Genomic DNA, 25,421 nt, shown 5'->3' on the forward strand with positions numbered 1-25,421 from the left:
CTCAGATCCGTTCCTGGTCGACGCCTGCGGCGCTATGACCGCATGATTCAACCACTCTGGGCTGCGAGCTCCCTGGCGCGGTCCCTTGCCGCTTCCAGGGCGGCCAGGAACGCGGCCCTGACCCCGTGGTTCTCCAGCTCGCGGATGGCGTTGATGGTGGTGCCTGCCGGCGACGTCACGGCCTCGCGGAGCTTCACCGGGTGTTCGCCGGACTCCCGCAGCATCACCGCGGAGCCGATCGCGGTCTGCACGATCAGGTCGTGCGCCACCTGGCGGGGCAGCCCGAGCAGGATGCCGGCGTCGGTCATCGCCTCGACCAGGAAGTAGAAGTAGGCGGGGCCGGAGCCGGACAGCGCGGTCACCGCGTCCTGCTGCGACTCGGGGACCCGGATGGTGCGGCCGAGGGGCCGGAACATCTCCTCGGTGAGGGCGAGGTGCTCGGCGGTGGCGTGGGGGCCGGCGGAGATCGCGGTCATCGCCTCGTCGACCAGGGCCGGGGTGTTGGTCATGACCCGGACCACGGGCGTGCCCTCGGGCAGGTGCCGGGCGAAGAACGACGTCGGCAGGCCGGCGCAGAGCGACACGACGAGCTTGCCGGCGGGCAGCTTCGGGCCGAGGTCCGCCAGGAGCGCCCCGGCGTCCTGCGGCTTCACCGCGACGGTGAGCACGTCGGCCTCCAGCAGCGCGGTCTCGCTGTCCACGACCCGGATGCCGTAGCGCTCCTCGAGCTCCTTCGCCCGTTCGGGGCGGCGGGCGGTGGCCAGGAGCCGGTCGGCGGACCAGCCGGCCCGCAGCAGCCCTGACAGCAGCACCTCGCCGAGCTTGCCGGCGCCGAAGACGGCGATGGTCCGCACGCGCACGCACTCCCTTGGTCGATGACGAGTGGCGGGCCCGGCCTCCTCGCGAAGGCCGGGCCCGGCAGGCTCAGGAGCCGAAGAAGACCTCGGCCTCGGTGTAGCGCTCGACCGGGACGGTCTTGAGCTCACGGGTCGCGTCGGCGAGCGGGACGCGGACGATGTCCGTGGACTTGAGCGCGACCATCTTGCCGAAGTCGCCCTCGTGGACGGCGTCGATCGCGTGCAGGCCGAAGCGGGTGGCGAGGACCCGGTCGAACGCGGTCGGCGTGCCACCGCGCTGGATGTGGCCGAGCACGACGGTGCGGGCCTCCTTGCCGGTCTTCTCCTCCAGCTGCTGCGCGAGCCACTGGCCGATGCCGCCGAGGCGGACGTGGCCGAACGCGTCGAGCTCCTGGTTGTGCGTCACCATCTGGCCGTCGAGCGGCTGTGCGCCCTCGGCGACGACCACGATCGGCGAGTACTGGGTCTGGAAGCGCTTCTCGACGTAGCCGGCGACCTGCTCGACGTCGAACTGCCGCTCCGGCAGGAGGATGACGTTGGCGCCACCGGCGAGGCCGGCGTGCAGCGCGATCCAGCCGGCGTGGCGGCCCATGACCTCCACGACGAGGGTGCGGTGGTGCGACTCGGCGGTGGTGTGCAGCCGGTCGATCGCCTCCATGGCGATGTTGACCGCGGTGTCGAAGCCGAACGTGTAGTCGGTCGCGCCGAGGTCGTTGTCGATCGTCTTCGGCACGCCGACGACGTTGACGCCCAGGTCGGTCAGCTTCGCCGCGACGCCGAGGGTGTCCTCGCCGCCGATCGCGACGAGCGCGTCGATGCCCAGCTCGGCCAGGTTCGACTTGATCTTCTCGACGCCGCCGTCAATCTTGAACGGGTTGGTCCGGGAGGACCCGAGGATGGTGCCGCCGCGCGGCAGGATGCCACGGACCTGCGCGATGCCCAGCTCGCGGGTGGTGCCTTCGAGCGGTCCGCGCCAACCGTCACGGAAGCCCACGAACTCGTGACCGTAGGTGGAGATTCCCTTGCGGACCACGGCACGGATGACCGCGTTGAGGCCGGGGCAGTCGCCGCCCCCGGTCAGTACGCCGATACGCATGCTAGATCTTGCCTTCCTGGTTGCGGTGCTGCTCGACCATGCTGGTGGGCCCTGCTGACGGGTCTGCCCAGAGGCACTGCCGAGCCGGAGGGTCCCACTCGTTGGCGACGCTGCCGATTCACAGCGCACTGTAGTCGCTCCGCCTGAACTCGACGACGTCGCATCAGTCCGCGTCCGGGACCTAGCAGTTGTCGTCGCGAATGCCGAACATCTTGGCCGACTCATGTTCCTGTGCCATCCGTCGTAGGGCCGCCAGCAGGGAATCTCCCAGGATCGAGCCCACCACGGCGGCGTGCAGCTTGCCCTCGTTGCCGCTCGCCTTGGCGACGAAGCGCAGGTCGTGCACCGCGATCTGCTCGGCGAGGTCGGCGTACTGCTCCAGCAGGTGCTCGACGTCGGCGCCGACCTGCTGGAACGCGGCGACGACCTCGGCCGCGGACTGCCGGGTGCGGGCGTTGTCCGAGATCAGCCAGCCGCGCTCCTTGATGAGCGTCCTCACCCGTTCGTGCGCCGCGGCGATCGTGGCCGGGTCGCTGGTCTCGCGGGTGCCGACGGTGGCCGGCAGGGCCCGGCCGAGCACCTCGTGCACGTCGGGATCCGGCTGGTCCAGCTCGGTGAGCAGGTCGCGGATCGTGGCGATGGGCAGCCGGCCGATGTCCAGCAGCACCCGCACGAGCCGCAGCCGCTGGACGTGGCGATCGTCATAGTGCGCCTGGTTGGGGCTGGTCAGCTCGCCGGCCGGGAGGAGTCCCTCGCGCAGGTAGTACTTGATGGTCGGCACGGGCACGCCGGTCGTCTGGCTCAGTTCCGCGATGCGCATCAGGGTCCTTTCAGGGTTGACATGGATAGTGTAGCTCTCCAATAGTGGAGAGCGCCGCTATCCATACTGCTGGGAGCCTCTGATGCGTCTCGCACAGCTGCACCGCCCCCTCATCTTCACCGCTGCGGTGATGGTCCTCATCGCGATCTTCGCCGGTGCCGGCCTCGCTCTCGACGACCGGATCCTGGTCGGCGTCCCGGTCTGGCTCAAGCCGTTCAAGTTCGCCGTGTCGATCACCATCTACGCCGTCACCATCGCCTGGCTGCTGTCACTGCTGGACCGCCGGCAGCGGCTCGGCTGGTGGCTCGGCACCGTGATCGCCGCCGCCATGCTCGGCGAGATGGTGATCATCGTCGGTCAGGCGGCACGCGGCCGGCAGAGCCACTTCAACAACCAGACCCCGCTCGACGCGACCCTGTTCAGCGTGATGGGCGCCACCATCGCGATCGCCTGGATCTGCACCGCCTGGCTCGCCGTCCTGCTGCTGATCCAGCGGCTGCCGGACCGGGCGAACGCCCTCGCCGTGCGCTTCGGCCTGCTCGTCGGGCTCGGCGGCATGATGGTCGGCTTCCTCATGACCCTGCCGACCAAGGCGCAGCAGGACCTGCCGGAGGGCGAACAGCCCACGATCATCGGCGCGCACAGCGTCGGCGTCGAGGACGGCGGGCCCGGCCTGCCCCTGGTCAACTGGAGCACCACCGGCGGCGACCTGCGCGCCGGGCACTTCATCGGCATGCACGCGCTGCAGGCGCTGCCGCTGCTCGGGTTCCTGCTGGTGCTCGCCTCCCGGCGCTTCGCGCGGCTGCGCTTCGACCGGGTGCGGACCCGCATCGTGATCGTCGCCGGCAGCGCGTACGGCGTGCTCACCGGCCTGCTCGTCTGGCAGGCGCTGCGCGGGCAGTCGATCGCGCACCCCGACGCCCTGACCCTGGCCGCGCTCGGCGGGCTGCTGCTGGCCACGGCGGGCGGCCTGACCTGGGCCCTGGCCCGTCCCGGTACGGTGCAGACCCCCGCCGCACCCGTGCTGAGTGAGGTCCACTGATGGCCGGCACCCTGTTCCAGCTCGCGTTCCTGGTGGTCGTGCCGTTCTGGGCGCTGATGATCATCGCGCCCGGGTGGCGGTGGAGCGAGCGGATCGCCGGGTCCCCGTTCATCGTGCTGCCGGCCCTGGTGGTCTGGGCCTTCGCGATCGCGCCGGTCTTCGGTGACTTCGCCGCGGAGATGCTCAACCCCGACCTGGCCGGCGTGCGCGCCCTGTTCGCCGGCGACGACGTGGTCGCCGCCGTCTGGGCACAGGTGCTCGCGTGGGACCTGTTCGTCGGCCGGTGGATCTACCTGGACAGCCGCGAGCGGCGGATCCATCCCCTGGTGATGGCGCCGGTGCTGGTCCTGACGATCCTGCTGTCGCCGATCGGGATGCCGCTGTACTTCGCGCTGCGGGTGCCGCTGACGAGGGCTACGCCGGGCGCATGACGGCCCAGCGGGCCAGGTTGTGCCGGGCGTCGACGAGCGCGTCGTGCCGCCCCTCCGCCGCGGGCAGGGGCGGCCGGCCCGACTCGTCCCACAGCTGGCGCAGGTCCTTGGTGAACCGGGGGATCTCCCGGGGCAGCGTCGGCATCGGGCCCCACAGCTGCGCGAGGGCGACGTGGTCGTAGGCCGCGTACCAGGCCCACAGCTCCAGCTCGTCGGCCTCGCCGGCGCGCAGCGGCTCGACCAGGAACTCGAGCAGCTCCTCCCGGATCTGCTCGCGGGAGCGCCACGCCTTGTCGGCGGGTGACGGCAGCTTGTCCAGGACGTTGCGGCGCACCCACGGCACGGCCCGCGAGGCGTCGAACTCCGTGGAGACCGCGTAGTACTCCCGGCCGTGCTCGTCCACCACCCCGATGGAGACCAGGTCGATCAGGCGACCGTCCTCGATGAACTCACAGTCGTAGAAGTACCGATATGCCGACACCGCTCCCATCCTGCCGGGCGGGGCGCGGCCTCACAGCAGCAGGGTCGCCAGCCGGGTCAGCTCGGCGTGGTCACGGGGGGTGCCGCCGTCGGCGTGGATCTTCGCCGCGACGGTGCCGGCGTGGACGGCGGCGCGCAGCGCGAGCATCGGCGGCAGGACCGCCTCGCACTCGTCGGCCGGGACCGGGCCCGCCCGCACGTACGCCTCGACGAGCCCGTCGGTGCCGGCATTGCCGGCGCACAGGACGGCGTGGGCGAGGTCGTACAGCAGCGGGCCGGTGCCGGCGCCGGCCCAGCCGAACAGGCCGACCCGGCCGGTGGCGGAGTCGAGCCGGAAGCGGGCGGCGGCGGGCGAGCCGTGGCGGACGCCATAGGTGAGCTGGTCGGTGATCATGATGCGGCGCACCACGGCCGCGCTCTCCGCGACGGCCGGCCCGAGCCACGGCTCCATCGCCAGATGCGGGGCCACCGCCGGCACCGTGGCCGCCTGGAACTTCGCCAGGTCGGGGTGCACGAACCGGCGCAGGCTGCGATGCGCGGTGCCCAGCGTGCTGCCCCACCACGACTGGTCCAGGGGGTCGTCGGCGCGCAGCGGCCGGCCGGGCACCAGGCGCAGCAGGGCCAGGACGCCGTCGCCGGCCCGGGTGGTGAGCGCGCCGTCGGCGGCCCGGACCGGACGGCCGGCGCACACCCCCGAGGCGTCGACGTGCTCCGCGGCGCACAGACCGGCCTCGAAGCCGCGCCGCGCGGCCGCCGGCGCCCATTTCACCACGAACTGGTCGCCGTCGAGCCGAACCGCATCGAATTGGCCGTCGTCGATCTCAACCCGCCACGCGGCGGCGCCGAGAGGAATGCACGGGCCGGGGCTGCACTGCCAACTCCTGCGCAGTGTCGTGTGCACCTGGTCGGCAGCGGGGGCCACGATGCGCATTATGCGCCCGCATTGGCGTCCGTGCCGGGAAAACGCAGATACCCGAGGCACCGGTGCTCGCACCACCAGCACCTCGGGTACCCGACACCAACCCCGCCCCCCAGCGGTTTGCGTGCTGGCACTAGCCTGCCTGCGGGCACATGCGCGGGCTGTCGGTGAGCCGATGCGGGGGATGTACAGACTCCGACACGCGCGTCATGATCTGGTAGAAGTTCCGTACTGTGCTCGTGATCACCTACGGTGATCACGAGTCCGATCAACGCTGCACCGGGAGGGGTTTGACCGTGGAGGGTCGGCTGCCAGATCCCGGCGACGCACTGACCGGTGTGGAAATGTTCAGTGGTCTGGAGCCCGACGTGCGTCAGCGGGTCATCCAGGCGGCGGTGCCACGGACATACCGCAAGGGCCAGCTGCTGTTCGTCGAAAACGATCCGGGCGAATCACTCATCGTGCTCAAGCGCGGTGCCGTGATGGTGTTCCGGACCGCGCCGACCGGCGAGCGCGCGGTCCTCTCGGTGGTCCGCCCGCCCGACACGCTCGGCGAGGTGTCCCTGCTCGACGGTGCTGCCCGCTCCGCGTCCGCGGAGGCGATCGAGGACTGCCAGGCCCTGGCACTGTCCCGGCACGCCTTCATCGAGCTGGTCCACGCCAACCCGCGGATCCTCGACGCGGTGATGCGCTCCCTGGGCGCGCTGATCCGGCGGCTCACCGAGCAGAACGCCGACCACGTCTTCCTGGACCTGCCGGGCCGGGTCGCCAAGACCCTCGTCCGCCTCGCCGGTGAGACCAACGCGCCGATGGTGACCATCGAGCTCAACCAGAGCCAGCTGGCCGAGATGGCGGGTGGCTCCCGGCAGAGCGTCAACCAGGCCATCGGGTCGTTCGCCAGCCGCGGCTGGCTGCGCACCGAGGGCCGGCGGATCGTGGTCACGGACCTCAGCGCGCTGCGCCGCCGGGCCGGGATGACCGACCGCTAGCGGTCCCCCAACAGTTTCGACCACCACCGCGCCGCGACACGCTGCGCGGCGGTGGTCACTCCGTATACACCTGGTCGGCCGGGTTGCCGACGTGTGAGGATGTGCGGGGATCTGAGTTGGGGAGTGTCGGCGATTTCCAGTCAGTGCGCACGCTGCGGCCGCCAGTCAGGCGACGGTGACCGGTTCTGCGGTGGATGCGGCGCCGAGCTGAGTCCGGCGTGCGCGACATGTGGGCGCTCACTGGGCCCGGACGCGTCGTTCTGCACCGGCTGCGGGACCCCGCGCGCCTCATCGGGGCAGCCAGGCGGCGGGCAGAGCCGGTCCGACCGTGGCGGCGGTCACATGGGCCGCGCCACCGTGCCGATCCCCGCCACCCGCAGCGAGGACCGCCGCCGCATCAGCGTGCTGTTCGTCGACCTGATCGACTTCACGCCCTACGTCGAGCGCGCCGACCCCGAGCTGGTCCGCGAGCTGCAGAAGGGCTTCTTCTCCACCGCCCGCGAGGTCATCGGACAGTACGGCGGGGTGGTCGAGAAGTACATCGGCGACGCCGTGATGGCGCTCTTCGGCGCACCCGTGGCCACCGAGACCGACGCCGTGCGCTGCGTGCGGGCCGGGCTCGAGCTGCAGCGGGTCCTGGCGCGGTATGCCAGCACCGGCGACGGCGAGCGCGCGCTGCGCTTCCGGGTCGGTGTCGCGACCGGTGAGGCCCTGGTCGACGTGGCCGCGGCCCGTGACGGTGGCCAGGCGATCGTCGCCGGCGACGTGGTCAACACCGCCTCCCGGCTGCAGTCCCTCGCGCCGCCCGGCGGGGTCCTCGTCTGCGGCAGCACGTACGCGCTGACCAAGTCCTCGATCCGCTACGAGGCGCAGCCGCCGGCCACGCTGCGCGGGCGCTCCACCCCGACCGAGGTGTGGCTGGCCCTCGCCCCGTTGCGGCGCAACCATCCGGACCGGGAGGCCGGCTCCACTCCCCTGGTGAACCGCACCCACGAGCTGAGCCTGCTGGTCAACGCCCTGCACCGGGGGCTGCGCGAGCGCACCCCGCAGCTGGTCACCGTGATCGGCCACGCCGGGATCGGCAAGAGCCGCCTGGTGCACGAGCTGTTCCTGCACGCCGAGCGGCTCTTCGACGCGCCGGTCGCGTGGCGGACCGGGCGCTGCCCGCCCTTCGGGGAGAACGTGACATATGCCGCGCTGGCGGACATCGTCAAGGCGCAGGCCGGCATCCTGGACACCGACACCGCCGAGACGGCCCGCGAGCGCCTGGACACCGCGCTCAGCGTGATCGTCACCCCGTCGGAGGCCGAGCGGCTCTCCGACGCGCTCAGCCCGCTCGTCGGCCTGCCCGGGCCGAAGCTGGCCCCCGACGAGACCGAGTCTGCCTGGCGGCGCTTCGTGGTCGCGCTCGCCGCGCACCGCCCCACCGTCCTGGTCTTCGAGGACCTGCACTGGGCCGACGAGTCGATGGTGCGCTTCGTGGAGCGGCTGGGCGCCTCGGTGCGCGACGTGCCGCTGCTGCTGCTGTCCACGGCCCGGCCGGAGTTCCTGGAGCGCAACGCGAGCTGGGCCGGGGCCATCGCCGGCTCGGTCACCATCACGCTGCCGCCGCTGCGCGACGCCGAGATCGCGACCATGTATGCGCACCTGCTGGGCCAGGCGGCGTTCCCCGGTCACTCGCTCAACTCCCTGGTCGAGCTCGCCGACGGCAACCCGCTGTACGCGCTCGAGTACACCCGGATGCTCGCCGAGCAGGGCAACCTGCGCGCCTCCGACGCGCTCACCCGGGTCCTACCGATGCCCGACAGCGTCCACGCCGTCATCGCCAACCGGGTCGACCTCCTGGAAGCGGCGGATCGGGCGGTACTGCAGGCCGCCGCCGTGGTCGGGATGAACTTCTGGCCGGGCGCGGTCGCCGCCGCCATGAGCCGCCCCGCCGACGGCATCGAGCGCTCGCTTCGCCGCCTGGAGCAGCGCGACCTGATCCACGAGCAGGCCGCCTCGACCATGGAGGGGCAGACCGAGTACCGCTTCGGCCACGTCCTCGTCCGCGACGTGTGCTACCAGCGGCTCCCCCGCACCGAACGGGTCGCCCGGCACGAGCTGACCGCCGCCTGGCTCGACAGCGTCGCCGCCGACCGCGACACCGACCTCGCCGAGGTGGTCGCCAACCACCGGTACACCGCCTACGAGATCGCCGGCTCGCTCGGCCTCGACGCGCCCCGCTACAGCGTGCCGGCCCGCGACGCGCTGCACCGGGCGGCCCGCCGCACCTACGCGCTGCACGTCCTCGACGCGGCCGCGGCGCACGCCGGCAAGGCCCTCGCCCTCTGCGACGACAGCACCGAGCAGGGCGAGCGGCTGCGGATCGGGCTGCTCGCCACCGAGATCGCGTTCTACGCCGACCCGGAGTCCTTCCTCGGCACGGGTGGCACCGACCAGCTGGCCGGCCTTGCCGATCGGCTGTACGCGGCTGGCGAGCAGGCCAGCGCCGCCCGGGCCTGGACCATCCGCGGCCAGGCCGCGTGGCTGCGCGCCGACCGGCTCGGCGCCCTGTCGTGCCTGGACCGGGCGGTGGAGCTGTTCGACGAGCTGCCGGACGCGCCGCAGAAGGCCGACGCGTACGCCGAGCTCGGCCGGCTGCACATGTCCAACTTCGAGGTCGAGCCGGCGGTCGCCGCGGCCAGCGCCGCCGCCGAGATCGCCGACCGGCTCGGCCTGATCGAGGTCGCCACCAGCGCCCGGATCACCATCGGCACCGCGCTGTTCCAGGCCGGCGACCGCTCCGGCCTGGTCGAGCTGCAGGCGGCCCTGGAGGTGTGCCGGGAGCGGCGGCTGCTGTCGGAGCACCGGGCGATGCGCAACGTCGCCTGGGCGCTGCTCGAGGACGGCGACTGGACCGCCTCGGCGGCGATGTACGAGAGCACCCGCCACACCGTCCCCGGCAGCCACACCCTCGCCACCGGTTACTCCAACGTCGCGCAGGTCGCGTACTTCACCGGCGACTGGGCCACCCTGATCGAGGTGGCCGAACGGGCCCCGGCGTCCGAGTGGGACCTGCAGGTGCGCGGTGCGCACGCCTGGATGAAGATCCTGCGCGGCGAGCCCTTCGTGAACCCCGAGGAGATCGAGGACCTCGTCGCCGCGGGGCGCCGCAGCGGCTTCTACCGCCTGCAGTGGACCGTGCTCGGCCACGGCGCCCTCTGCCGGGCCTTGCAGGGCCGGGAGCGCGACGCGGAGGCGCTCATCGTCGAGCTCGCCAAGACCTGGCGCGAGGTGCGGGCCATCGCCAGCGGCGAGTGGATCGACGCGACCGCGCACGCCGCCGTCCTCGCCGGCCGGGTCTCGATGATGGCGATCCGGGACATGCTCGCCGACGTGCCGCACCGCACCCCGTGGGTCGAGGCGGCGATGCGGACCATCACCGGGGCGATCGCCTTCGTCGACGGCGACTTCGCCCGCGCCGCCGACATGCACCTGGCCGCCGCGGAGCTCTACGGCGAGATCCCCAACGCCTCCGCCCGCATCCTGTCGCTCACCTGGGCCGTGCAGGCGCTCGGCCGGCTCGGCGCCGAGGACCGCCTGGAGCCGTGGCGCAGCGAGCTGATCGCCTTCGCCACCCAGGCCGGCGCGCCGCTGCTGCTGACCCTCGCCGAGCTGCCGCCTACGCCGCTATAGGTTCGGCCTTGCTGGGTTCGGGTTTGGGGAGGCTCTTCACCTTCTGCGCGTACATGTCGATGTACTCGCGGCCGGACAGCGTCATCAGCTCATACATGATCTCGTCGGTGACCGCCCGCTCGATGAACCGGTCGCCGGCCATCCCGGCGTAGCGGGAGAAGTCCAGCGCCGGGCCGAAGCGGATGTGCACGCGCTTCAGGTTGGGCAGGCGCTGCCCGATCGGCTGGACCTTGTCCATGTTCATCATCGCCACCGGCACGACCACGGCACCGGACTCCAGGGCGAGGCGCGCCACGCCCGTCTTGCCCCGGTAGAGCCGCCCGTCCGGGGAGCGGGTGCCCTCCGGGTAGATGCCGAAGATGCCGCCGTCCCGGAGGATCTTGAGCCCGACCTCGAGCGCAGCCCTGGCCGCCTTGCCGCCGGAGCGGTCGATCGGGATCTGCCCGGTCCCGGACATGAAGAGCTTCACGAGCCGGCCCTTGATCCCCTTTCCGGTGAAATATTCGGCTTTGGCCGGGAAGGTGACCCGCCGTTTGACGCTCAGCGGCATGAAGATCGAGTCCGCGAACGACAGGTGGTTGCTGGCGATGATCACGGGCCCCTCGGCGGGGACATGTTCCAGTCCCTCCACCTTGGGGCGGAAGATGAGCTTCAGCACAGGCCCGAGGACGATGTACTTGAGGAACCAGTAGAGCACCGCTCAACCTTCCAAGATCTGCCGACAATCGGTGATGACCGTCGCAAAGAGCCTACGAACCAGTTCGGCACACCACAACGCACTCCCGGAAGCACCACTGCGCATGTCAGGATTTCGGTCAGCGGTTTTTTCGCGGCGGACCCGGTCGTCGCGGTGTCGGCCGCGGGGAGGGGCAGGCTGTGCCAGGGGGTGGGGCGCGGCGCGGCCGGCGCGACAACGGCCTGGTGGCGCAGGAGTATGCGGTGGTCGGAGACGTCGACCCCCGGGTCGGTGAGCATTTGCTGGACGTCCTCGCGGCCGGCGGGATCGCGGCATACCTCCAGCCTGCCACTGATCTGCACCCGGTGACGCGCACCACGACACTGCCCGCCAGACCCACCGACCGGCTTTACGCTGATCGTGACCACCTCGCAACCGCTCGCGACTACCTCAGCCAGCTCACCGCCGTGCCCGAGCAGCACACCCCACCCGCCGAGGCACCCCAGCCGGCCAAGGCGACCCCCGCCCCGGAGGCCAAGACGAGCCGCAAATCGGACGACGAGACGTTCGCCAGCATCATCGCCGGCTTCCACACCACCGTCGATCCGACCAGCGCGCCCTGGCCCGCCGCCGAGGACCTCGACTCGTCCGGGTCCACCGCCGCCGACATGGACACCGAGCCGGCGCCGCGGACCCCGCTGCGGCGCGCCTCCGACGCCGTGGACCGGTCGCTGCTGGACGGTCTCGACTCGTTCGGCGCCGACCTGCCCGACGACGAGGACGAGGACGCCGGCTACACGCCGCCGCCCCCACCGCCGCTGCCGAAGATCGCGCCGTCGACCCTGCTGGCCGTCATCGGCCTGGTCGGCGGCCTGATGCTGCTGATCTGGCCCGACCTGCTGCCGATCTTCGGACCGCAGTCGACGCTGTTCCTGGGCTTCGCGCTGCTGCTCAGCGGCTTCGTCACGCTGATCCTGCGGCTGCGCCCCGGCGACGAGGAAGACGACGACCCGGACAACGGCGCCCGCGTCTAGGCCCGCTTCCGCCACACCTCCGCCCGGAAATCAGCAGGTCCCGCCGCCCACAGGCACCCACCCAGCCCCACTGCCCCCAGCTCCGCTGCCCCCAGCCCCGGGCTCGGCTGCCCCGGCCCCGCTACCCTCCGGCTGCGCTACCTCCGGCTCCGCTGCCCCGGCTCCACTCACCCCAAGCCCGCTGCCCCCGGCCCCGCTGCCCCCGGCTCCGCCGCCTCGGCGGAGACGTTGGTCAATGCCCTGAAACGCCCCTTTTCCGGATAGACAGTGTGCGATCTACCCGCGTTCCAGAGATCATCCTGTGGGTAGGTCGCACACTGTCGATGTCGCAAAGCCACGAACCCGGGCATTGACCAACGTCTGTCTGGGTCGGCGCGCCACGACGGCACGAGGGAGTCTCGCGCTGAGCCAGATGTCAGACCTGCCGCGAGGCTCGTACACCTCAACCCTGGTCGGCTGGATGCGGCGCGCAGCGTGTGGTGCGCCCGTGCGGAGCAGGGCGTGCGAGCGCAGCGAGCATTTCAGTGGGGCTTTTCGAGCCAGTCCAGAATGGCGTCGATGGGCTCCTGCCAGCGGGCGTCGAGCATCAGGTCGTGGCCCATGCCGGGGAAGAGCAGGGGTGAGCCGCCGTAGCGGCGGGCGACCCATTCCAGGGCCGAGGCCGACACGATGCGGTCGTCGGGGCTGCCGGCGACGAGGACCGGCGGGGCGCCGACCGCGGCCTCCGGCTCCTGGCGGCGGATCAGCTGCCGCTGCGCGCCGGCCGGGACCCGCTGGAGGCGAGCGGTGTAGGACTGGGCCTCCTTCGCCGGCAGGGACCGGCTGAACAGCTGCGCCTGGCGCAGCGAGACGCGGCCGCCGAACAGGCCGGGGACCGTGCCGGCGGGGTTGCGGCGCAGCAGGCCCAGGGCCGTGCTGACGCCGCCGAAGACGGGTGCGGTGAGGACGCCGGCGCGGGCCGGGTACCTCGCGAGGGCCATCGCCACAACGAGGGCGCCGGCGCCGTGGCCGACGAGGACCGCCCGTTTCGGCAGGCCGGCGGCGACCTGGGTGACGTCGTGGACGTAGTCGCGCAGGCGGGCGTCCGGGTCGGTGCCGCTGCCGCCGTGCCCGCGCAGGCTCATCGCGGACGCGGGGAAGCCGCGGCGGGCGGTGTGCTCGAGCCAGTGCTGGGCGAAGGCCCAGGCGCCGTGGCCGTACCCGGGGACGAACAGCACCGGCGGCTTGTCCTGCGGGGTGTCGGGCTGCTCGGTGAGCACCTCCCGCTGGACGGGCTTCGGCGGGTCGGACCACTCGTCGGAGCGCATCACTCGGGTGGTCAACGGACCGCCTCCAGCTCGTGCAGGGACTTCTCCAGCTCCTGCAGGTACACGAAGTGGCTCACCTCGAACCAGTGCCGGGTCGAGTCGGTGACCTTGCCGGCGGTGAAGCGCCGGTCACCGTCCTGGCGCAGTTTCGCCCACAGCGCCTGCGCCCTGGCCGGCGACGCGTCGAGGACCCGCAGCCACTGGGCGATGAACACGGTCTGCCAGTGCGCGAGGGTGAACACGCCCGAGTCGGGCTGCAGCAGCCCCGCGACGGCGAGGGTCGGGTGGGTGCGCGACAGCATCTGCAGCGCCAGCCGCGGCCGGCCCGTCGCGTCGGTCGACAGCAGCTCCGGGGCGAGGAAGTCGAAGTTCGGCAGGTACCCGGTGGCGAACACGACCAGGTCCGGCTCGATGGTGCGGCCGTCGGCCAGCACGACCTCGGTGCGCTCGAAGCGCTTGATGTCCGGCAGTGGGGTGATGCCGCCGTGGCCGAGGTAGTACGGCAGCTGGCTGTTGACCAGCGGGTGCATCTCGAGCAGGCCGTGGTCGGGTGCCTTGAGCCCGAAGCGGGTCAGGTCGCCGACCGTCATCGAGATCGTGCGCTGCAGCAGCCACTGGCGCAGCCGGAACGGCAGCCGCATCGCCAGGATCCGGTCGTTGACCTGGTCGGCGGGTTTGCCGAGGGCGTACTTCGGGGCGTACCAGTAGCCGCGGCGGGTCGAGTGCCAGCACTTCGCCGCCTGCTGGGCGGCCTCGACCGCGATGTCGCAGCCGCTGTTGCCGGCGCCGACGACGAGCACCTTGCGCCCGCGCAGCTGGGCCGCGTCCTTGTACTGGCTGGCGTGGATCACCTTGCCGCGGAACTCGGCGAGCCCCTCGTACTCGGGCATCTTCGGCGACCAGTTGTGCCCGTTGGCGGCCACGACGGCGGCGTAGCGCATGGTGCGTGGCGCCCCGCCGCGGGAGCCCCGGACCGTGACGTCCCAGCGCGGCGGGCCGCCGCCGGGGTCGTCGGCGGGCTCGACCCTGGCCACGTCGGTGCCGAACCAGATGTGCTCACGCAGCGAGAAGTGGTCCGCGTACCGCTCGAAGTACGCCAGGAGCTGCGAGTGGTGCGGGTAGTCGGGCCAGTCGTCCGGCATCGGGAAGTCCGGGAACTGGGTGAACGGCTTCGAGGAGATCAGGTGCGTGCTGGAGTAGACGGGGCTGCGGTCGTGCCGCCAGTTCCACCCGCCGCCGACGCCGGTCTCGCGCTCGTAGCAGTCGACGCCGAAGCCCGCCTCGCGGAGGTTCTTGATCGCGGCGAGCCCGGTGCCGCCGGCGCCGATGACACAGACGGTGTCGCCGCGGTCGTAGACGGGCTCGCCGTCGCGCCAGTGGGTCGCACCGCCGGCCAGTTCGTCGAAGCTTGTCACCCGCGTCGTCTCCCCAATGCCGCTCATGCTTTCGCGGCCAGATCCTCGTCCGCTCGGCGCTGTTTTGTCCAGTCCCGCACGTCGCGGCGCCGAGCCAAGTTGACCTTGGAGAGTTTGACTGGTTATAGGCAGTCAAAGTCTCCAAGGTCAAATGGCCCCCCGCCCGGCCCCCTGCCCACTCCAGCCCGACCCGGTCGCGGCCGAAGGTCGCGTGCCTGTTCACGACCGCAGGTCGTGTCCGCGCAACTGCACGCGGACATGGCAGGGAAGGCCGTCAAGGCCTGACCGGTGGCTGACGGGAGCGGCGGCCGCGCCCACGACGGACCGGAGCCAGAAGGACCACGAACCGCAGCAGCCTCACTCCGGCAGGTCGAGCTCGACGACGACCGGGAAATGGTCGCTGGCGAGGCGGGCGGCCGGGGTGTCGACGACCTCGTAGGACAGCACGGTGATGCGGGGGTCGACGAAGACGACGTCGAGGCGTTCGCGGGGGGCGGCGCACGGGTACGTGAGGCGTTCGTCGGTGCCGGCGCAGTCGAGCAGCCCGTCGGCGAGGGTCCGCCAGGCGGCGCCGCCGGAGTTCTCGTTGAGGTCGGCGGCGAAGATGACCGGCTCCTGCAGCTCCGACAGGTGGTGTTTGAGCATGGCGGCCTGATCGGGGCGCTCGGTCGCGTCGGTGGACAGGTGCGAGCCGACCGCGGCGAACGTGGACCGGCCGACCTTGCACCGCACGAACGCGGCGCCGCGCATGTGCCGGCCGGGCGTCAGCGGATACCGGATGTCGAACCCGCCGAGCGCGCGGACCCGCAGGTTGGTCAGGATCAGGTTGCCCAGGGCCGGCAGCCCGCCGCCGCCGACGACGAGCTCGAAGTCGCGGGCCAGGTCGGCCGACTTCTGCCGCCACCGGAAACGGCGGGGCGCCTCCTGCAGGATCGCCACGTCGGGCGCGATCTCCCGCACCACCTGCGCCAGTGCGCGGCGGTCGTCCCGCAGGCTGTGCAGGTTGTAAGACAACACCCGGAGCTTGGTCATACGCGCGCCAGGTCGGCGGCTCCGACCACTCCCGCGAGGTTGCCCATGAGGGCCGGGCGGACCTCGGCGACGGGCAGGCGGCCGCGCTGGGCAAGCTGGTCCTCGTAGCTGGCCCGGGCCGGCTTCATGAGCAGGTCGCCGGCGTCGATGACACCGCCGCCGACCACGATGACCTGCGGATCGAGGATCTGCACGATGTCGGCGAGGGCGACGCCGAGCCAGCGGCCGATCTGCTCGAAGGCGCCGGTCGCGACGGTGTCGCCGAGGCGGGCGGCCTGGGTGACGGCGTGGCCCTTGATCGCGTCGACGTCGCCGCCGACGAGGCTGAGCAGCTGCTCGGCGAGCTCGGGCCGCTCCCGTGCGTCGGCCTTGGCGAACCGGACGAGGGCGTTGCCGCTGGCGTACTGCTCCAGGCAGCCGTGCCGGCCGCAGCCGCAGGGGTGGCCGCCGGGGACCATCATCATGTGGCCGAGCTCGGCGGCGATGCCGTTGGTGCCGCGGATCAGGGTGCCGTTGATGACGATGCCGCTGCCGATGCCGGTGCCGACGGTGAAGAGCACCATCGAGTTGTCGGCGTCGCGGGCGGCGCCGAACTGGAACTCGGCCCAGGTCGCGGCGTTGCCGTCGTTCTCCACCACGACGGGCAGGCCGACCGCGGCGGTGATCTTGTCGCGCAGCGGCTCGTTGCGCCAGGCCAGGTTGGGTGCGAACTGCACGATCGAGCGGGTGGCGTCGATCCAGCCGGCCGCGCCGATGCCGACCGCGTCGACCGGGTGCCCGGCGGCCAGCTCCTGGATCACCTCGATGATCCGGTCCGCCGTCTGCCCCGGGTCCTGCGCCGGTGTGTCGCGCCGGGTCTGCGCGAGGACGTCACCGGCCGAGTCGACGACCCCGCCGAGCACCTTCGTTCCACCGATGTCGACTCCGATGGTCAACCCCACCGCGGCTGTCTCCTCTCGCACAGGCGCTATGCCTCGGGATCAATCTTGGGCTTGACGGCCTTCTTGGCCATCGGTTTCGGCGACATCGGTGTCTCCGCGGTGGCTTCTTGCCAAACGTCTTCGCTTTCCGGCGGTTCCGGTGTACCGGTGTCGTCCGGCCCGTTTCTCCGGCCTTCCGGGTTTCCGAATGCTCGCAGGACGCCGGCCAGGCCGACGGCCAGGTCGCCGACGCCGGTGGCCAGGCGCTCGGCGAACTCGGGGTCGGGGTCGCGGGCCGCGGCGATCGCCTTGCAGACGGGGCACACGCAGCACTCGGCGGAGCCGGTCGCGAAGCCGGCGGTGCTGTTCGCGGCGACCGACAGGGCGGCGAGGGCGGTGGCGACGAGGCGTTCGGCCTCCTCGCGCGGGTCGCGGCTCACGCCGGCGCCCCGGCCTCGACGCGCCGCTTGAGCTCCTTGAGCGCGGTGTCCATGATCATCTTCTCCGCTTTGCGCTTGAACATGCCGAGCATGCCGATCGCCAACTCCACCGCGAGCGAATAGGTCACCGTGGAGGTCCCGTCCGCGTTGGCGGTAATGTCGTAGGAGCCGTCCTGCTGCTTCTGCATCTTCGACGGCGCGACCAGGCTCCATTCGATCCGGGTCAGGTCCTCGGCGTATTCGTATTGCAAGGTGTATTCGTCGGAGACCGGCCCCGAGTCCAGCGCGAAGCGGACCTGACTCGCGTAGCCGTCCTCGTACTCCTCGATCACCTCGACCGACTTCACGGCCGCCACCCACTCGGGGTATCGGGCGAAGTCGGCGATGACCTCGGCGATGCGCTCCGGGGGCGCGTCAATGACGATCGACTGCGTCGAAGTGTCGGCCATGCGTGGCAGGCTACCTCTGCGGTGCGCCTGGCGATCCGTCGGCAGGGTAGGTTCCCGAATAAGGGTTGGAAAGAAGGAGTCCTACGTGCGCGAGTTCACCGTGCCCCCAGCGGTCACCGTCGGCGATCACGCCACGCTGACCGACCCAGTGTGGGACAACGCGGTCACGGCGCCGGACGCGGTGCAGTTCCAGCGCCAGGTCGGCGACATGTGGCAGGACGTCACCTGCGGACAGTTCCACGACCAGGTCGTGACCCTCGCGCGTGGGCTCCTCGCGGCCGGGATCGAGCCGGGCGAGCGGGTCGCGCTGATGAGCAAGACGCGCTACGAGTGGACCCTGATCGACTACGCGATCTGGTCCATCGGCGCGGTCACCGTGCCGGTCTACGAGACGTCCAGCCCGGAGCAGGTCGCCTGGATCCTCGAGGACTCCGGCGCGGTCGCCTGCTTCGTCGAGACCGACCCGCACCGCGACACGGTCGCGGCGATCCGCGACCGGCTGCCGGCCGTCGCGCACGTGTGGCAGATCGACGGCGCGCCCGGCGCGGTGGACGTGCTCGGCGCCGACGGCGCCGCGGTCCCCCTTGAGGACGTGGAGCGCCGCCGCGCCGAGACGAAGGCCGACGACCTCGCCACGATCATCTACACCAGCGGCACGACCGGCCGCCCCAAGGGCTGCATGATCACGCACCGCAACATGCTGTCCGACATCGTCAACGCGATCCCCGAGCTGCAGTCGCTGTTCCACCAGGGCGCCCGCACGCTGCTGTTCCTGCCCCTCGCGCACTCCTTCGCCCGGCTGATCCAGATCGGCGTGGTGCAGGCCAGGGCCACGATGGGGCACACCGCCGACACGAAGAACCTCGCCGCGACGCTGCAGAGCTTCAAGCCGACGTTCGTGCTGTCGGTGCCGCGGGTGTTCGAGAAGGTGTACAACACGGCGAAGCAGCGCGCGCACGCCGACGGCAAGGGCGCGATCTTCGACCGGGCGGAGCAGGTGGCGATCGCCTGGTCGTCGGCGGAGCGGCCCGGCCCGCTGCTGCGCGCGCAGCACGCGCTGTTCGACCGGCTCGTCTATGGCAAGCTGCGGGCCGCGCTCGGCGGGCAATGCTCCCGGGCGATCTCCGGCGGCGCGCCCCTCGGCGAGCGGCTCGCGCACTTCTACCGCGGCATCGGCGTCACCATCTTCGAGGGCTACGGGCTGACCGAGACCTCCCCCGCGACCAACGCCAACCGCGACACCGGCGCCCGGATGGGCACCGTCGGCCGCCCGCTGCCCGGCGTCACGATCCGCATCGACGACGACGGCGAGATCCTCGTGCAGGGCGACATCGTCTTCAAGGGATACTGGAACAACCCCGCCGCCACCGCCGAGGCGATCGACGGCGACGGCTGGTTCCACACCGGCGACATCGGCGAGCTCGACGACGACGGGTATCTGCGCATCACCGGCCGTAAGAAGGAGCTCATCGTCACCGCCGGCGGCAAGAACGTGGCGCCGGCCGTGCTCGAGGACCGGGTCCGCGCCCACCCCCTCGTCAGCCAGTGCATGGTGGTCGGGGACCGGCAGCCGTTCATCGCCGCGCTGGTCACCATCGACCCCGACGCCCTGCCGGCCTGGGCCGCGGCGCGTGGCAAGCCCGCCGACGCCGCCGCGCTCGTCGACGACGCCGAGCTGCGCGCCGAGATTCAGACCGCGATCGACGACGCCAACACCGCCGTGTCGAAGGCCGAGGCGATCAAGGTGTTCCGGATCCTGCCGCAGGACTTCACCGAAGCGACCGGAACGCTCACTCCGTCGTTGAAGGTGAAGCGGAACGTGGTCCTGAAGGAGTATGCCGGCGACATCGCCGCCATCTACGATCGCTGACGCTGTCACCTACGGTAGGGAGAACATTCGTTGACCGAGCTGACGGTGCTGGGCGACCGCCCCCGGGGCGCCGTGATCGCGGTTCGTGTCCTGATGCTCGCGCTGGTCGCGACACTCCTGCTCATCGACGGCCCCCACCAGGACGAGCTGCTGTGGCTCGCCCTGCTGCTGCTCGCGGTGGCGGTCGCCACGGTCGCGCCGCCCGCGCACCGGGTCGCGCAGCTCGGCCGGGCCGCCGAGGTGCTCGTCGTCGCGCTCGCCGCCTCGACGACCGACGACAACTTCCTCGTCTACCTGCCGGTGCCCGTCATCGGGACGGTGCTCGCCTCCCGCCTGCGGGCCGCGTTCCTGCTGCTGGCGGGTGCCGCCGCCGTCCTGGCCGCCGGCGGGGCCGCCGAAGGGATCCTCGCCGACCGCGACTATCTGGGCACCTGCCTGCAGTGGCTCGTGATCGCCGGAGCCGGCGCCTACCAGGCCGCGATCGTGCAGCGGGCGCTGCTGGCACGGCGCACCGACGAGACGCCCCAGCCGTACGTCGAGGCGACCCGCCTGCTCACCCAGCTGCGCAGCGTCGCCCGGCAGCTGCCCGGCGCCACCCTCGACCCCGGTGGCCTCGCCGAGCACCTCCTCGACGAGGTCCGGGCCATGGTCCCGTCCTCGCGCGGCGCCGTGCTGTCCGGCAGCGGCGGCGGCCGGCTCGTCGTGCTCGCCCAGGCCGGTGTGGAGCGCCTCGACTGGGAGACCGCCCTGGACACCGAGAGCTCCGTCGCCGACGCGTGGGCCACCCAGCAGCCGGTCGTGTCCGGCCGCTCGCAGGCCCGGTCGGTCGCGCCGAGCCGCGACATCTCCTCGATGGTCGTCCCGCTCATCGCCGGGGTACGCACCGTCGGGCTGATCGTGCTGGAGAGTGACAGCGCCGGGGCGTACCCGCCGCCGGTCCTCGCCCGGGTGACCGGCCTGACCGGCGCCGCCGCGCTGCGCCTGGAGGCGGCGCTGCTGTTCGACGAGGTCCGCTCCCTCGCCACCACCGAGGAGCGGCAGCGGCTCGCCCGCGAGATCCACGACGGTGTCGCCCAGGAGCTCGTCATGGTCGGCTACGGCATCGACAACGCGGTCGCCGCGCTGCCCGACGCCACCGCCGCCGAGGAGGAGCTGCGCATCCTGCGCGCCGAGGTCACGCGCGTCATCACCGAGCTGCGGCTGTCGCTGTTCGAGCTGCGCAGCGAGGTCGACCGGTACGGCGGGCTCACCGCCGCGATCGCCGACTACGCCCGCACCGTCGGCGCCTCCGCCGGCCTGCGCGTGCACCTGTCCCTCGACGAAACCACCGCCCGACTGCCCGCCGCGGTCGAGGCCGAACTGCTGCGCATTGCCCAGGAAGCCATCACGAACGCGCGGAAACACGCCGGCGCGGAGAATCTTTGGGTAACGTGCGCGGTCGATCCACCGTTCGCACAGGTAGAAATCTCCGACGATGGAAGCGGCATAGGTGAGAACCGCCCTGACGGACGCTATGGTCTTGCGATCATGGCCGAGAGAGCGGAACGTATCCGAGGCCGGTTAGAGATCACACCGCGCGTGCCGAATGGGACAACAGTGGCGGTTGTGCTCGGAACCGCACCGCGTGCGCGGTAGCGTGAAGGCACCAGAGGGAGAGAGCACCGGGAATGTCGACTACCGCGACGCCGACGACACGCACCAAAGTTCTGCTCGTCGACGACCACGATCTCATCCGCAGAGGCCTGCGGCACGCCTTCGAGCGTGACCGCCAGTTCGAGGTGGTGGGCGAGGCCGCGACGGCCGCCGAGGCGATCCGGCAGGCCGGCGCGCTCCAGCCCGACGTGGTCATCATGGACCTGCGCCTCCCCGACGGCAGCGGCCTGGAGGCGACCAGGGCCCTGCGCAAGACCAGCAACACCATGGGCATCGTCGTGCTGACCATGTATGCGGGCGACGACCAGCTCTTCGGCGCGCTCGAGGCCGGCGCGTCCGCGTTCGTGCCGAAGACCGCCCCCGCCGACGAGGTCGTCGCGGCGGCCCGCCACGCGGCCTCGGCCCCTTCGGCGTTCACCGCGGCCGACCTGGCCGAGGCGATGAAGCGCCGGCTCGCCCCCAGCGGACCGCAGCTGTCCCCCCGCGAGGGACAGGTGCTGCGCCTGCTCGCCGACGGCATGAGCGTCGCCGGCATCGCCAAGCAATTGTTCGTCTCCGAGTCCACCGCGAAGACGCACATCTCGAAGCTGTACGAGAAGCTCGGCGCCGCAAACCGCGCCCAGGCCCTCATGACCGCACTGCGCCTCGGCCTCCTCGAAGCGCCCGACGCCCCGAAGTTCTGACCCTCCGTTTTTCTGATAGGCGCTGGCCGATCTGCCCCCAACCCCCAGAACGGCCAGCCTGTCGTTTCTCCACTCCGCAGCCTGCCCGGTGGCACTGCGCGCGGCATTGACCCCGGTCGCGCCGCCCCGGAAATATCGGGAAATGTTCCCCCGTCGGCTGGTTGGCTATTCCCTCGGTCGGGTGCTTGCGCGCGAATCGTTCTGGTGCTGTGGTTCCGGGTGCGATGGTCGCGGCGGCACTTCCGTGGTGCTGCGGATTTGCCGGTGACCGACGCACGGGTTTGTGGCTCTTGCTCCATCGGCGGTGCGCCGCGGCGGTCGAGCGGCCGGGCGGCCGACGAGTCCGGCAACGGTGGTGCTCGGGTCGTTGAGCCCGAACCACTCCACCCGCGACCAGCAGTCCGCCGAACAACCCGAAGGATCCGCGGTGCTCTGACCCCGCGGATCCTTCGGGTTGTCGGAACAACCGCCCCGCGGCCTCCGTGGACGCGACCGCTTCATGGCACCAGTGCTCAACTGGGAGTCGACGGCCGGTCAACCCCGGCGCTGCCCAACGCCGCCGGCCACGGACCCGGCTGGGGCAGGCGTTGGTCGATATCCGGCTTTGCGGCTTTTGTGAGATCGACGGTGTGCGATCTGCCCGCGATATGGTCTTCGGGAGCGCGGTAGGTCGCACACCGCCTATGCGGGCGCCGGCGCGGTCGGGAGCGTGGGCTCGGCGACCGCGCCCGCGAGCCGTCGACTCGCAACCGGCTCCCAAGCGTCAGCGATCCACCGGGGCGACCCCCATGACCACACGCCTGTAGAGCAAGGTCCCACCGCGAACGACCACCGGCCGCCCGGACAGGGCTGGCCTGCTCGCCGCAACTACATACAGCTCGCCAGCTATTGCGAGCCGCGGCCCCGCCGGAAACCAAGCGGCGTCGATAGTCAGGCGGGTCGAAGACCAAGCGAGTCGATAGCCCAGGGTGTCGAAGGCAGCGCTGGTCGGAACGTCACGCCCCGGCCGGAACATCGGGCGGAACATCACGCCCGGCCGGAACATCGGACGGAACGTCACGCCGACCGGAACGCCGGGCGGGTCGGAACCTCACGCCAGCCAGAACGTCGGGCGGGTCGGAACCTCACGCCAGCCAGAACGTCGAGCGGAGCGTGGCGCGTGCCTCAACACACCGGTCGGAGCGTAAGGCGGGTCGGGGCATCGCGCTGGGTGGGGCGGTCAGGGGGTGCGCTCCGGAGTTGTGGTGAGCAGGGCGCGGAGGCGGTCCGCCTGGGTCTCCCAGCGCCAGTCGGACTCGACCCAGGCGCGGCCGGCCGCCCCCATCCGCGCGGCGAGGGCGCGGTCGAGCAGCAGAGTCGTGATGCGGTCGGCGACGGCGGCCACGTCGCGGCCTGGGACGACAAAACCGGTCTCGCCCTCGCGGACCGCGTCAGGGGCGCCACCCGAGTCGCCGGCGACGACGGGCAGGCCGGTGGCGGAGGCTTCGAGATACACGATGCCGAGGCCCTCGACGTCGAGGCCGCGGCGGCGGGTGCGGCACGGCATGGCGAAGACGTCACCGGCGGCGTAGTGGGCGGGCAGCTCGGCCCAGGAGACGGAGCCGGTGAACACGACGTCGCGTTCGACGCCGGCCTCGCGGGCGAGGCGTTCGAGAGCGGCACGGTACGGCCCGCCGCTCACCATCAGCAGGCCGGCGTCGGGGACCGCGCGTCGGATCAGCGGCAACGCCCTGATCAGCACGTCCTGGCCCTTGCGGGGCACGAGGCGGGACACGCACACGATCACCGGGCGGTCGGTGAGGTGGTGGCGGGCGCGGACGAGGTGCCGGTCGACCTGTGGTGAATACGCGTCGATGTCGACGCCGGGGGCGAGGCGCTGCAGGGAGGTGTGCCCGTCGAGGACGCGGGCAAGCCGGCTGCGGGTGTATTCACCGAGGTAGGTGACGACGTCGGCGCCACGGCCGATGCGCCGCAGCAGCGTCCGGGCGCCGGGCAGCGCGGCCCAGCCGACCTCGTGGCCGTGGGTGAGGGCGACGACCCGCTCGACCCCGGCGCGGCGGCGCAGACCGTCGGCGAGCAGGCCGAGCGGGGCGGCGGCGCCGAACCAGACGCTGTCGCAGCCGTGGGCGCGGGCCAGCTCGGCGGCGCGCCGGGCGACGCCGGGGGTGGGTAGGAGCATGCCGGTCGGTTCCCGTACCACTTCGAAGGGCTGCTCCGCGTCGAACTTCTCCGCGTCGCGGAACGTCGATGCATAGACGACGACCGAGCCGGCGGGCTGGCGCACGGCGAGGTTGTGCACGAACTGCTGGATGCCGCCGGGGCGGGGCGGGAAGTCGTTGGTGACCAGCAGCGTGGTCATCGCTCGCCCCGCGCCCAGGCCCGCGCCTCCGCCATCCGCTCGACAGCGGTCGGATGGGACCCGAACAGGAACTGCTCGACCGGGTTGGGGTCCGGGTCGCCGAGGTTGACCAGGGCGAGCCGGCCCTGCATGGCCTCGAACCCGGCCGGGTCGTCGGTGAGCTGCAGGGCGTGCCGGTCGGCGCGGGCCTCGACGCGCCGCGACACGAACGCCTGCGCCGGGCCGGCGAGCAGACCCGCCACGGTGGCGACGGCGATCAGCAGCGCGACCGCGCGGGGCTCGCCGATCGCGTCGACGCCCGCGCGGCGCAGCAGGGCACCCCACGAGCCGAGCAGATAGAGGGCGCACACGGCGGCGGCCGCGCCGAACGCCCCGAGCAGGGTGCCGGTGAACACGTCGCCGTCCTTGGCGTGGCCGAGCTCATGCGCGACGACCGACTCGACCTCCTCCGGCGGGGCCTTTTCGAGCAGCGTGTCGTAGACGACGATGCGGCGGGTCGGGCCGAGGCCGGACACATACGCGTTGACGGCGCGGGTGCGCCGGGACGCGTCGGCGACGAGCACGTCACGGACGGGGACGCCGTCACGCTCGGCGAGGGCCATGAGCCGGGTCCGCTGCTCGCCGGCGGGCATCGGGGTGAACTTGTTGAAGACCGGCTCGACCAGGACCGGGAAGATGAACGACAGCAGCACCGTGAGCAGGGCCGCCCCGACCGCTCCCCACGCCCACCACCAACGCGGCGCGAAGTGCGTGACGGTGAAGAAGCCGACGAGCACGACCGCGCCGATCACGGCGCCGACGGCGTAGCCCTTGAGCATGTCGACGGTCCAGCCGGACCAGTCCTGGGTCGAGAGCCCATAGCGTCTGAGAATGGACTGGCGCCAGGCGGCGAGCGGCAGGGCCACGACCTCGCCGATGAGGACGACCGCGAGGCCGCCGAGCAGCGCACGGGCCAGCCAGTGGCCGCCGAACGGGCGGCCCGCCTGCTCGACGATCCACGCGCCGGCCGGGGTCAGCCCGAGCAGGACCGCGACGAGCAGGCCCAGTGCGAGGGATAGGTAGGTGCCGGGGCGCAGCGCCGCGTGGAACGCCCGGCCCCGGGCGACCGCGTCGGCGGGCAGCGTGTCGAGCGCGGCGAGCTGGTCGCTGCGCGGGGCCGGCGGCGCCGACCAGGGCACCCGCAGCACCGCGACCACCACGACCGCGACGAGCAGCACCGCAAGGGTGATCGCCGCCCATGCTCGAGGGGTCACGCCGCACCTCCCTGGTGA

The 25,421-nt window shown here is 72.0% G+C and carries 21 protein-coding genes and 1 pseudogene; 8 read left to right on the plus strand and 14 right to left on the minus strand.

Annotated features, from left to right (window positions below; translation table 11 throughout):
* Positions 1 to 47 precede the first annotated feature (47 nt).
* From proC to AB0K00_RS28465, 3 genes are all read right to left on the minus strand, one after another.
* Positions 48 to 860, minus strand: a complete 813-nt coding sequence (proC, locus tag AB0K00_RS28455; RefSeq protein ID WP_363525944.1) for a pyrroline-5-carboxylate reductase — start codon at positions 858 to 860, stop codon at positions 48 to 50.
* A gap of 64 nt (positions 861 to 924) precedes the next feature.
* On the minus strand, positions 925 to 1,953 hold the full coding sequence (locus tag AB0K00_RS28460; protein ID WP_363525946.1) for a 6-phosphofructokinase: 1,029 nt from the start codon (positions 1,951 to 1,953) through the stop codon (positions 925 to 927).
* A 181-nt stretch (positions 1,954 to 2,134) separates the two neighbouring features.
* Positions 2,135 to 2,773 (minus strand): MerR family transcriptional regulator, encoded by a 639-nt coding sequence (locus AB0K00_RS28465; RefSeq protein WP_363525949.1) that lies wholly within the window; start codon positions 2,771 to 2,773, stop codon positions 2,135 to 2,137.
* Between the two features lie 82 nt (positions 2,774 to 2,855).
* Here AB0K00_RS28465 and AB0K00_RS28470 point away from each other — a divergent pair, with 82 nt between their 5' ends.
* Together AB0K00_RS28470 and AB0K00_RS28475 are read left to right on the plus strand one after the other, a co-directional pair.
* The gene (locus AB0K00_RS28470; RefSeq protein WP_363525952.1) at positions 2,856 to 3,815 is read left to right on the plus strand and encodes a hypothetical protein; all 960 of its coding nucleotides are present in this window, start codon (positions 2,856 to 2,858) and stop codon (positions 3,813 to 3,815) included.
* Positions 3,815 to 4,246: an ABA4-like family protein gene (locus tag AB0K00_RS28475; RefSeq protein ID WP_363525954.1), complete on the plus strand. Its 432-nt coding sequence runs from the start codon at positions 3,815 to 3,817 to the stop codon at positions 4,244 to 4,246. Before AB0K00_RS28470 ends, AB0K00_RS28475 begins: the two co-directional genes overlap by 1 nt.
* On the opposite strand, the gene AB0K00_RS28480 is transcribed toward AB0K00_RS28475, so the two are convergent.
* On the minus strand, positions 4,230 to 4,727 hold the full coding sequence (locus AB0K00_RS28480) for a polyadenylate-specific 3'-exoribonuclease AS (protein WP_363525956.1): 498 nt from the start codon (positions 4,725 to 4,727) through the stop codon (positions 4,230 to 4,232). The two genes, AB0K00_RS28475 and AB0K00_RS28480, sit on opposite strands and share 17 nt — an antisense overlap.
* 30 nt (positions 4,728 to 4,757) lie before the next feature.
* Complete coding sequence (locus AB0K00_RS28485; protein ID WP_363525959.1) at positions 4,758 to 5,648, minus strand: phosphotransferase; 891 nt, start codon at positions 5,646 to 5,648, stop codon at positions 4,758 to 4,760.
* Positions 5,649 to 5,941: 293 nt separating this feature from the next.
* Between AB0K00_RS28485 and AB0K00_RS28490 the strand changes: the two genes are divergently transcribed.
* Positions 5,942 to 6,634, plus strand: coding sequence for a Crp/Fnr family transcriptional regulator (locus AB0K00_RS28490; protein ID WP_033362537.1), 693 nt, complete (start codon positions 5,942 to 5,944; stop codon positions 6,632 to 6,634).
* Positions 6,635 to 6,733: 99 nt separating this feature from the next.
* Positions 6,734 to 10,312, plus strand: coding sequence for an adenylate/guanylate cyclase domain-containing protein (locus AB0K00_RS28495; protein ID WP_363525962.1), 3,579 nt, complete (start codon positions 6,734 to 6,736; stop codon positions 10,310 to 10,312).
* On the opposite strand, the gene AB0K00_RS28500 is transcribed toward AB0K00_RS28495, so the two are convergent.
* Positions 10,299 to 11,009 carry a lysophospholipid acyltransferase family protein gene (locus AB0K00_RS28500; RefSeq protein ID WP_363525965.1) on the minus strand — a complete coding sequence of 237 codons (711 nt, stop codon included), beginning with the start codon at positions 11,007 to 11,009 and terminating at the stop codon, positions 10,299 to 10,301. The genes AB0K00_RS28495 and AB0K00_RS28500 overlap by 14 nt on opposite strands.
* Positions 11,010 to 11,188: 179 nt before the next feature.
* Here AB0K00_RS28500 and AB0K00_RS28505 point away from each other — a divergent pair, with 179 nt between their 5' ends.
* Positions 11,189 to 12,022 (plus strand): DUF308 domain-containing protein, encoded by an 834-nt coding sequence (locus AB0K00_RS28505; protein ID WP_363525968.1) that lies wholly within the window; start codon positions 11,189 to 11,191, stop codon positions 12,020 to 12,022.
* Between the two features lie 521 nt (positions 12,023 to 12,543).
* On the opposite strand, the gene AB0K00_RS28510 is transcribed toward AB0K00_RS28505, so the two are convergent.
* The 6 genes and pseudogenes from AB0K00_RS28510 to AB0K00_RS28535 form a co-directional block, all read right to left on the minus strand.
* The gene (locus AB0K00_RS28510; RefSeq protein WP_363526231.1) at positions 12,544 to 13,329 is read right to left on the minus strand and encodes an alpha/beta hydrolase; all 786 of its coding nucleotides are present in this window, start codon (positions 13,327 to 13,329) and stop codon (positions 12,544 to 12,546) included.
* 11 nt (positions 13,330 to 13,340) lie between these two features.
* Entirely contained in the window at positions 13,341 to 14,744 is a 1,404-nt protein-coding gene (locus AB0K00_RS28515) for an NAD(P)-binding domain-containing protein (protein ID WP_363525971.1), read from the minus strand.
* A 357-nt stretch (positions 14,745 to 15,101) separates the two neighbouring features.
* A complete protein-coding gene (locus tag AB0K00_RS28520; RefSeq protein ID WP_363525974.1) occupies positions 15,102 to 15,776 on the minus strand; it encodes an endonuclease/exonuclease/phosphatase family protein in 675 nt (224 codons plus the stop codon).
* On the minus strand, positions 15,773 to 16,717 hold the full coding sequence (locus tag AB0K00_RS28525; protein WP_363525977.1) for an ROK family glucokinase: 945 nt from the start codon (positions 16,715 to 16,717) through the stop codon (positions 15,773 to 15,775). The genes AB0K00_RS28520 and AB0K00_RS28525 overlap by 4 nt, the downstream gene beginning before the upstream one ends.
* Before the next feature lie 173 nt (positions 16,718 to 16,890).
* Positions 16,891 to 17,136: pseudogene (locus AB0K00_RS28530) on the minus strand (hypothetical protein); the annotation flags it as partial.
* On the minus strand, positions 17,133 to 17,585 hold the full coding sequence (locus AB0K00_RS28535; RefSeq protein ID WP_363525979.1) for an SRPBCC family protein: 453 nt from the start codon (positions 17,583 to 17,585) through the stop codon (positions 17,133 to 17,135). The pseudogene AB0K00_RS28530 and the gene AB0K00_RS28535, both read right to left, overlap by 4 nt.
* A gap of 85 nt (positions 17,586 to 17,670) precedes the next feature.
* On the opposite strand from AB0K00_RS28535, the gene AB0K00_RS28540 reads away from it, so the two are divergent.
* The 3 genes from AB0K00_RS28540 (at position 17,671) to AB0K00_RS28550 (ending at position 21,791) form a co-directional block, all read left to right on the plus strand.
* Entirely contained in the window at positions 17,671 to 19,455 is a 1,785-nt protein-coding gene (locus AB0K00_RS28540) for a long-chain fatty acid--CoA ligase (RefSeq protein ID WP_363525982.1), read from the plus strand.
* A gap of 93 nt (positions 19,456 to 19,548) precedes the next feature.
* Complete coding sequence (locus AB0K00_RS28545) at positions 19,549 to 21,090, plus strand: GAF domain-containing sensor histidine kinase (RefSeq protein ID WP_363526234.1); 1,542 nt, start codon at positions 19,549 to 19,551, stop codon at positions 21,088 to 21,090.
* Positions 21,091 to 21,122: 32 nt separating this feature from the next.
* Positions 21,123 to 21,791 (plus strand): response regulator transcription factor, encoded by a 669-nt coding sequence (locus AB0K00_RS28550; RefSeq protein ID WP_033362529.1) that lies wholly within the window; start codon positions 21,123 to 21,125, stop codon positions 21,789 to 21,791.
* Positions 21,792 to 23,010: 1,219 nt separating this feature from the next.
* Here AB0K00_RS28550 and AB0K00_RS28555 read toward each other — a convergent pair.
* Complete coding sequence (locus AB0K00_RS28555) at positions 23,011 to 24,150, minus strand: glycosyltransferase family 4 protein (protein WP_363525985.1); 1,140 nt, start codon at positions 24,148 to 24,150, stop codon at positions 23,011 to 23,013.
* Positions 24,147 to 25,403: a M48 family metallopeptidase gene (locus tag AB0K00_RS28560; RefSeq protein ID WP_363525988.1), complete on the minus strand. Its 1,257-nt coding sequence runs from the start codon at positions 25,401 to 25,403 to the stop codon at positions 24,147 to 24,149. The genes AB0K00_RS28555 and AB0K00_RS28560 overlap by 4 nt, the downstream gene beginning before the upstream one ends.
* Between the last annotated feature and the right edge of the window lie 18 nt (positions 25,404 to 25,421).

The sequence above is a fragment of the Dactylosporangium sp. NPDC049525 genome (genome assembly GCF_040676755.1).
In the GTDB taxonomy this organism is placed as follows: Bacteria; Actinomycetota; Actinomycetes; order Mycobacteriales; family Micromonosporaceae; genus Dactylosporangium.

Bases quoted from the DNA above. Each gene is read 5' to 3' on its own strand.
- AB0K00_RS28545 (WP_363526234.1), top strand. From the start codon at position 19,549: ATGCTCGCGCTGGTCGCGACACTCCTGCTCATCGACGGCCCCCACCAG.
- AB0K00_RS28520 (WP_363525974.1), bottom strand. From the start codon at position 15,776: ATGACCAAGCTCCGGGTGTTGTCTTACAACCTGCACAGCCTGCGGGAC.
- AB0K00_RS28495 (WP_363525962.1), top strand. From the start codon at position 6,734: ATGTGCGGGGATCTGAGTTGGGGAGTGTCGGCGATTTCCAGTCAGTGC.
- AB0K00_RS28475 (WP_363525954.1), top strand. From the start codon at position 3,815: ATGGCCGGCACCCTGTTCCAGCTCGCGTTCCTGGTGGTCGTGCCGTTC.
- AB0K00_RS28555 (WP_363525985.1), bottom strand. From the start codon at position 24,150: ATGACCACGCTGCTGGTCACCAACGACTTCCCGCCCCGCCCCGGCGGC.
- AB0K00_RS28550 (WP_033362529.1), top strand. From the start codon at position 21,123: ATGTCGACTACCGCGACGCCGACGACACGCACCAAAGTTCTGCTCGTC.
- AB0K00_RS28535 (WP_363525979.1), bottom strand. From the start codon at position 17,585: ATGGCCGACACTTCGACGCAGTCGATCGTCATTGACGCGCCCCCGGAG.
- AB0K00_RS28510 (WP_363526231.1), bottom strand. From the start codon at position 13,329: ATGCGCTCCGACGAGTGGTCCGACCCGCCGAAGCCCGTCCAGCGGGAG.
- AB0K00_RS28470 (WP_363525952.1), top strand. From the start codon at position 2,856: ATGCGTCTCGCACAGCTGCACCGCCCCCTCATCTTCACCGCTGCGGTG.
- AB0K00_RS28460 (WP_363525946.1), bottom strand. From the start codon at position 1,953: ATGCGTATCGGCGTACTGACCGGGGGCGGCGACTGCCCCGGCCTCAAC.
- AB0K00_RS28465 (WP_363525949.1), bottom strand. From the start codon at position 2,773: ATGCGCATCGCGGAACTGAGCCAGACGACCGGCGTGCCCGTGCCGACC.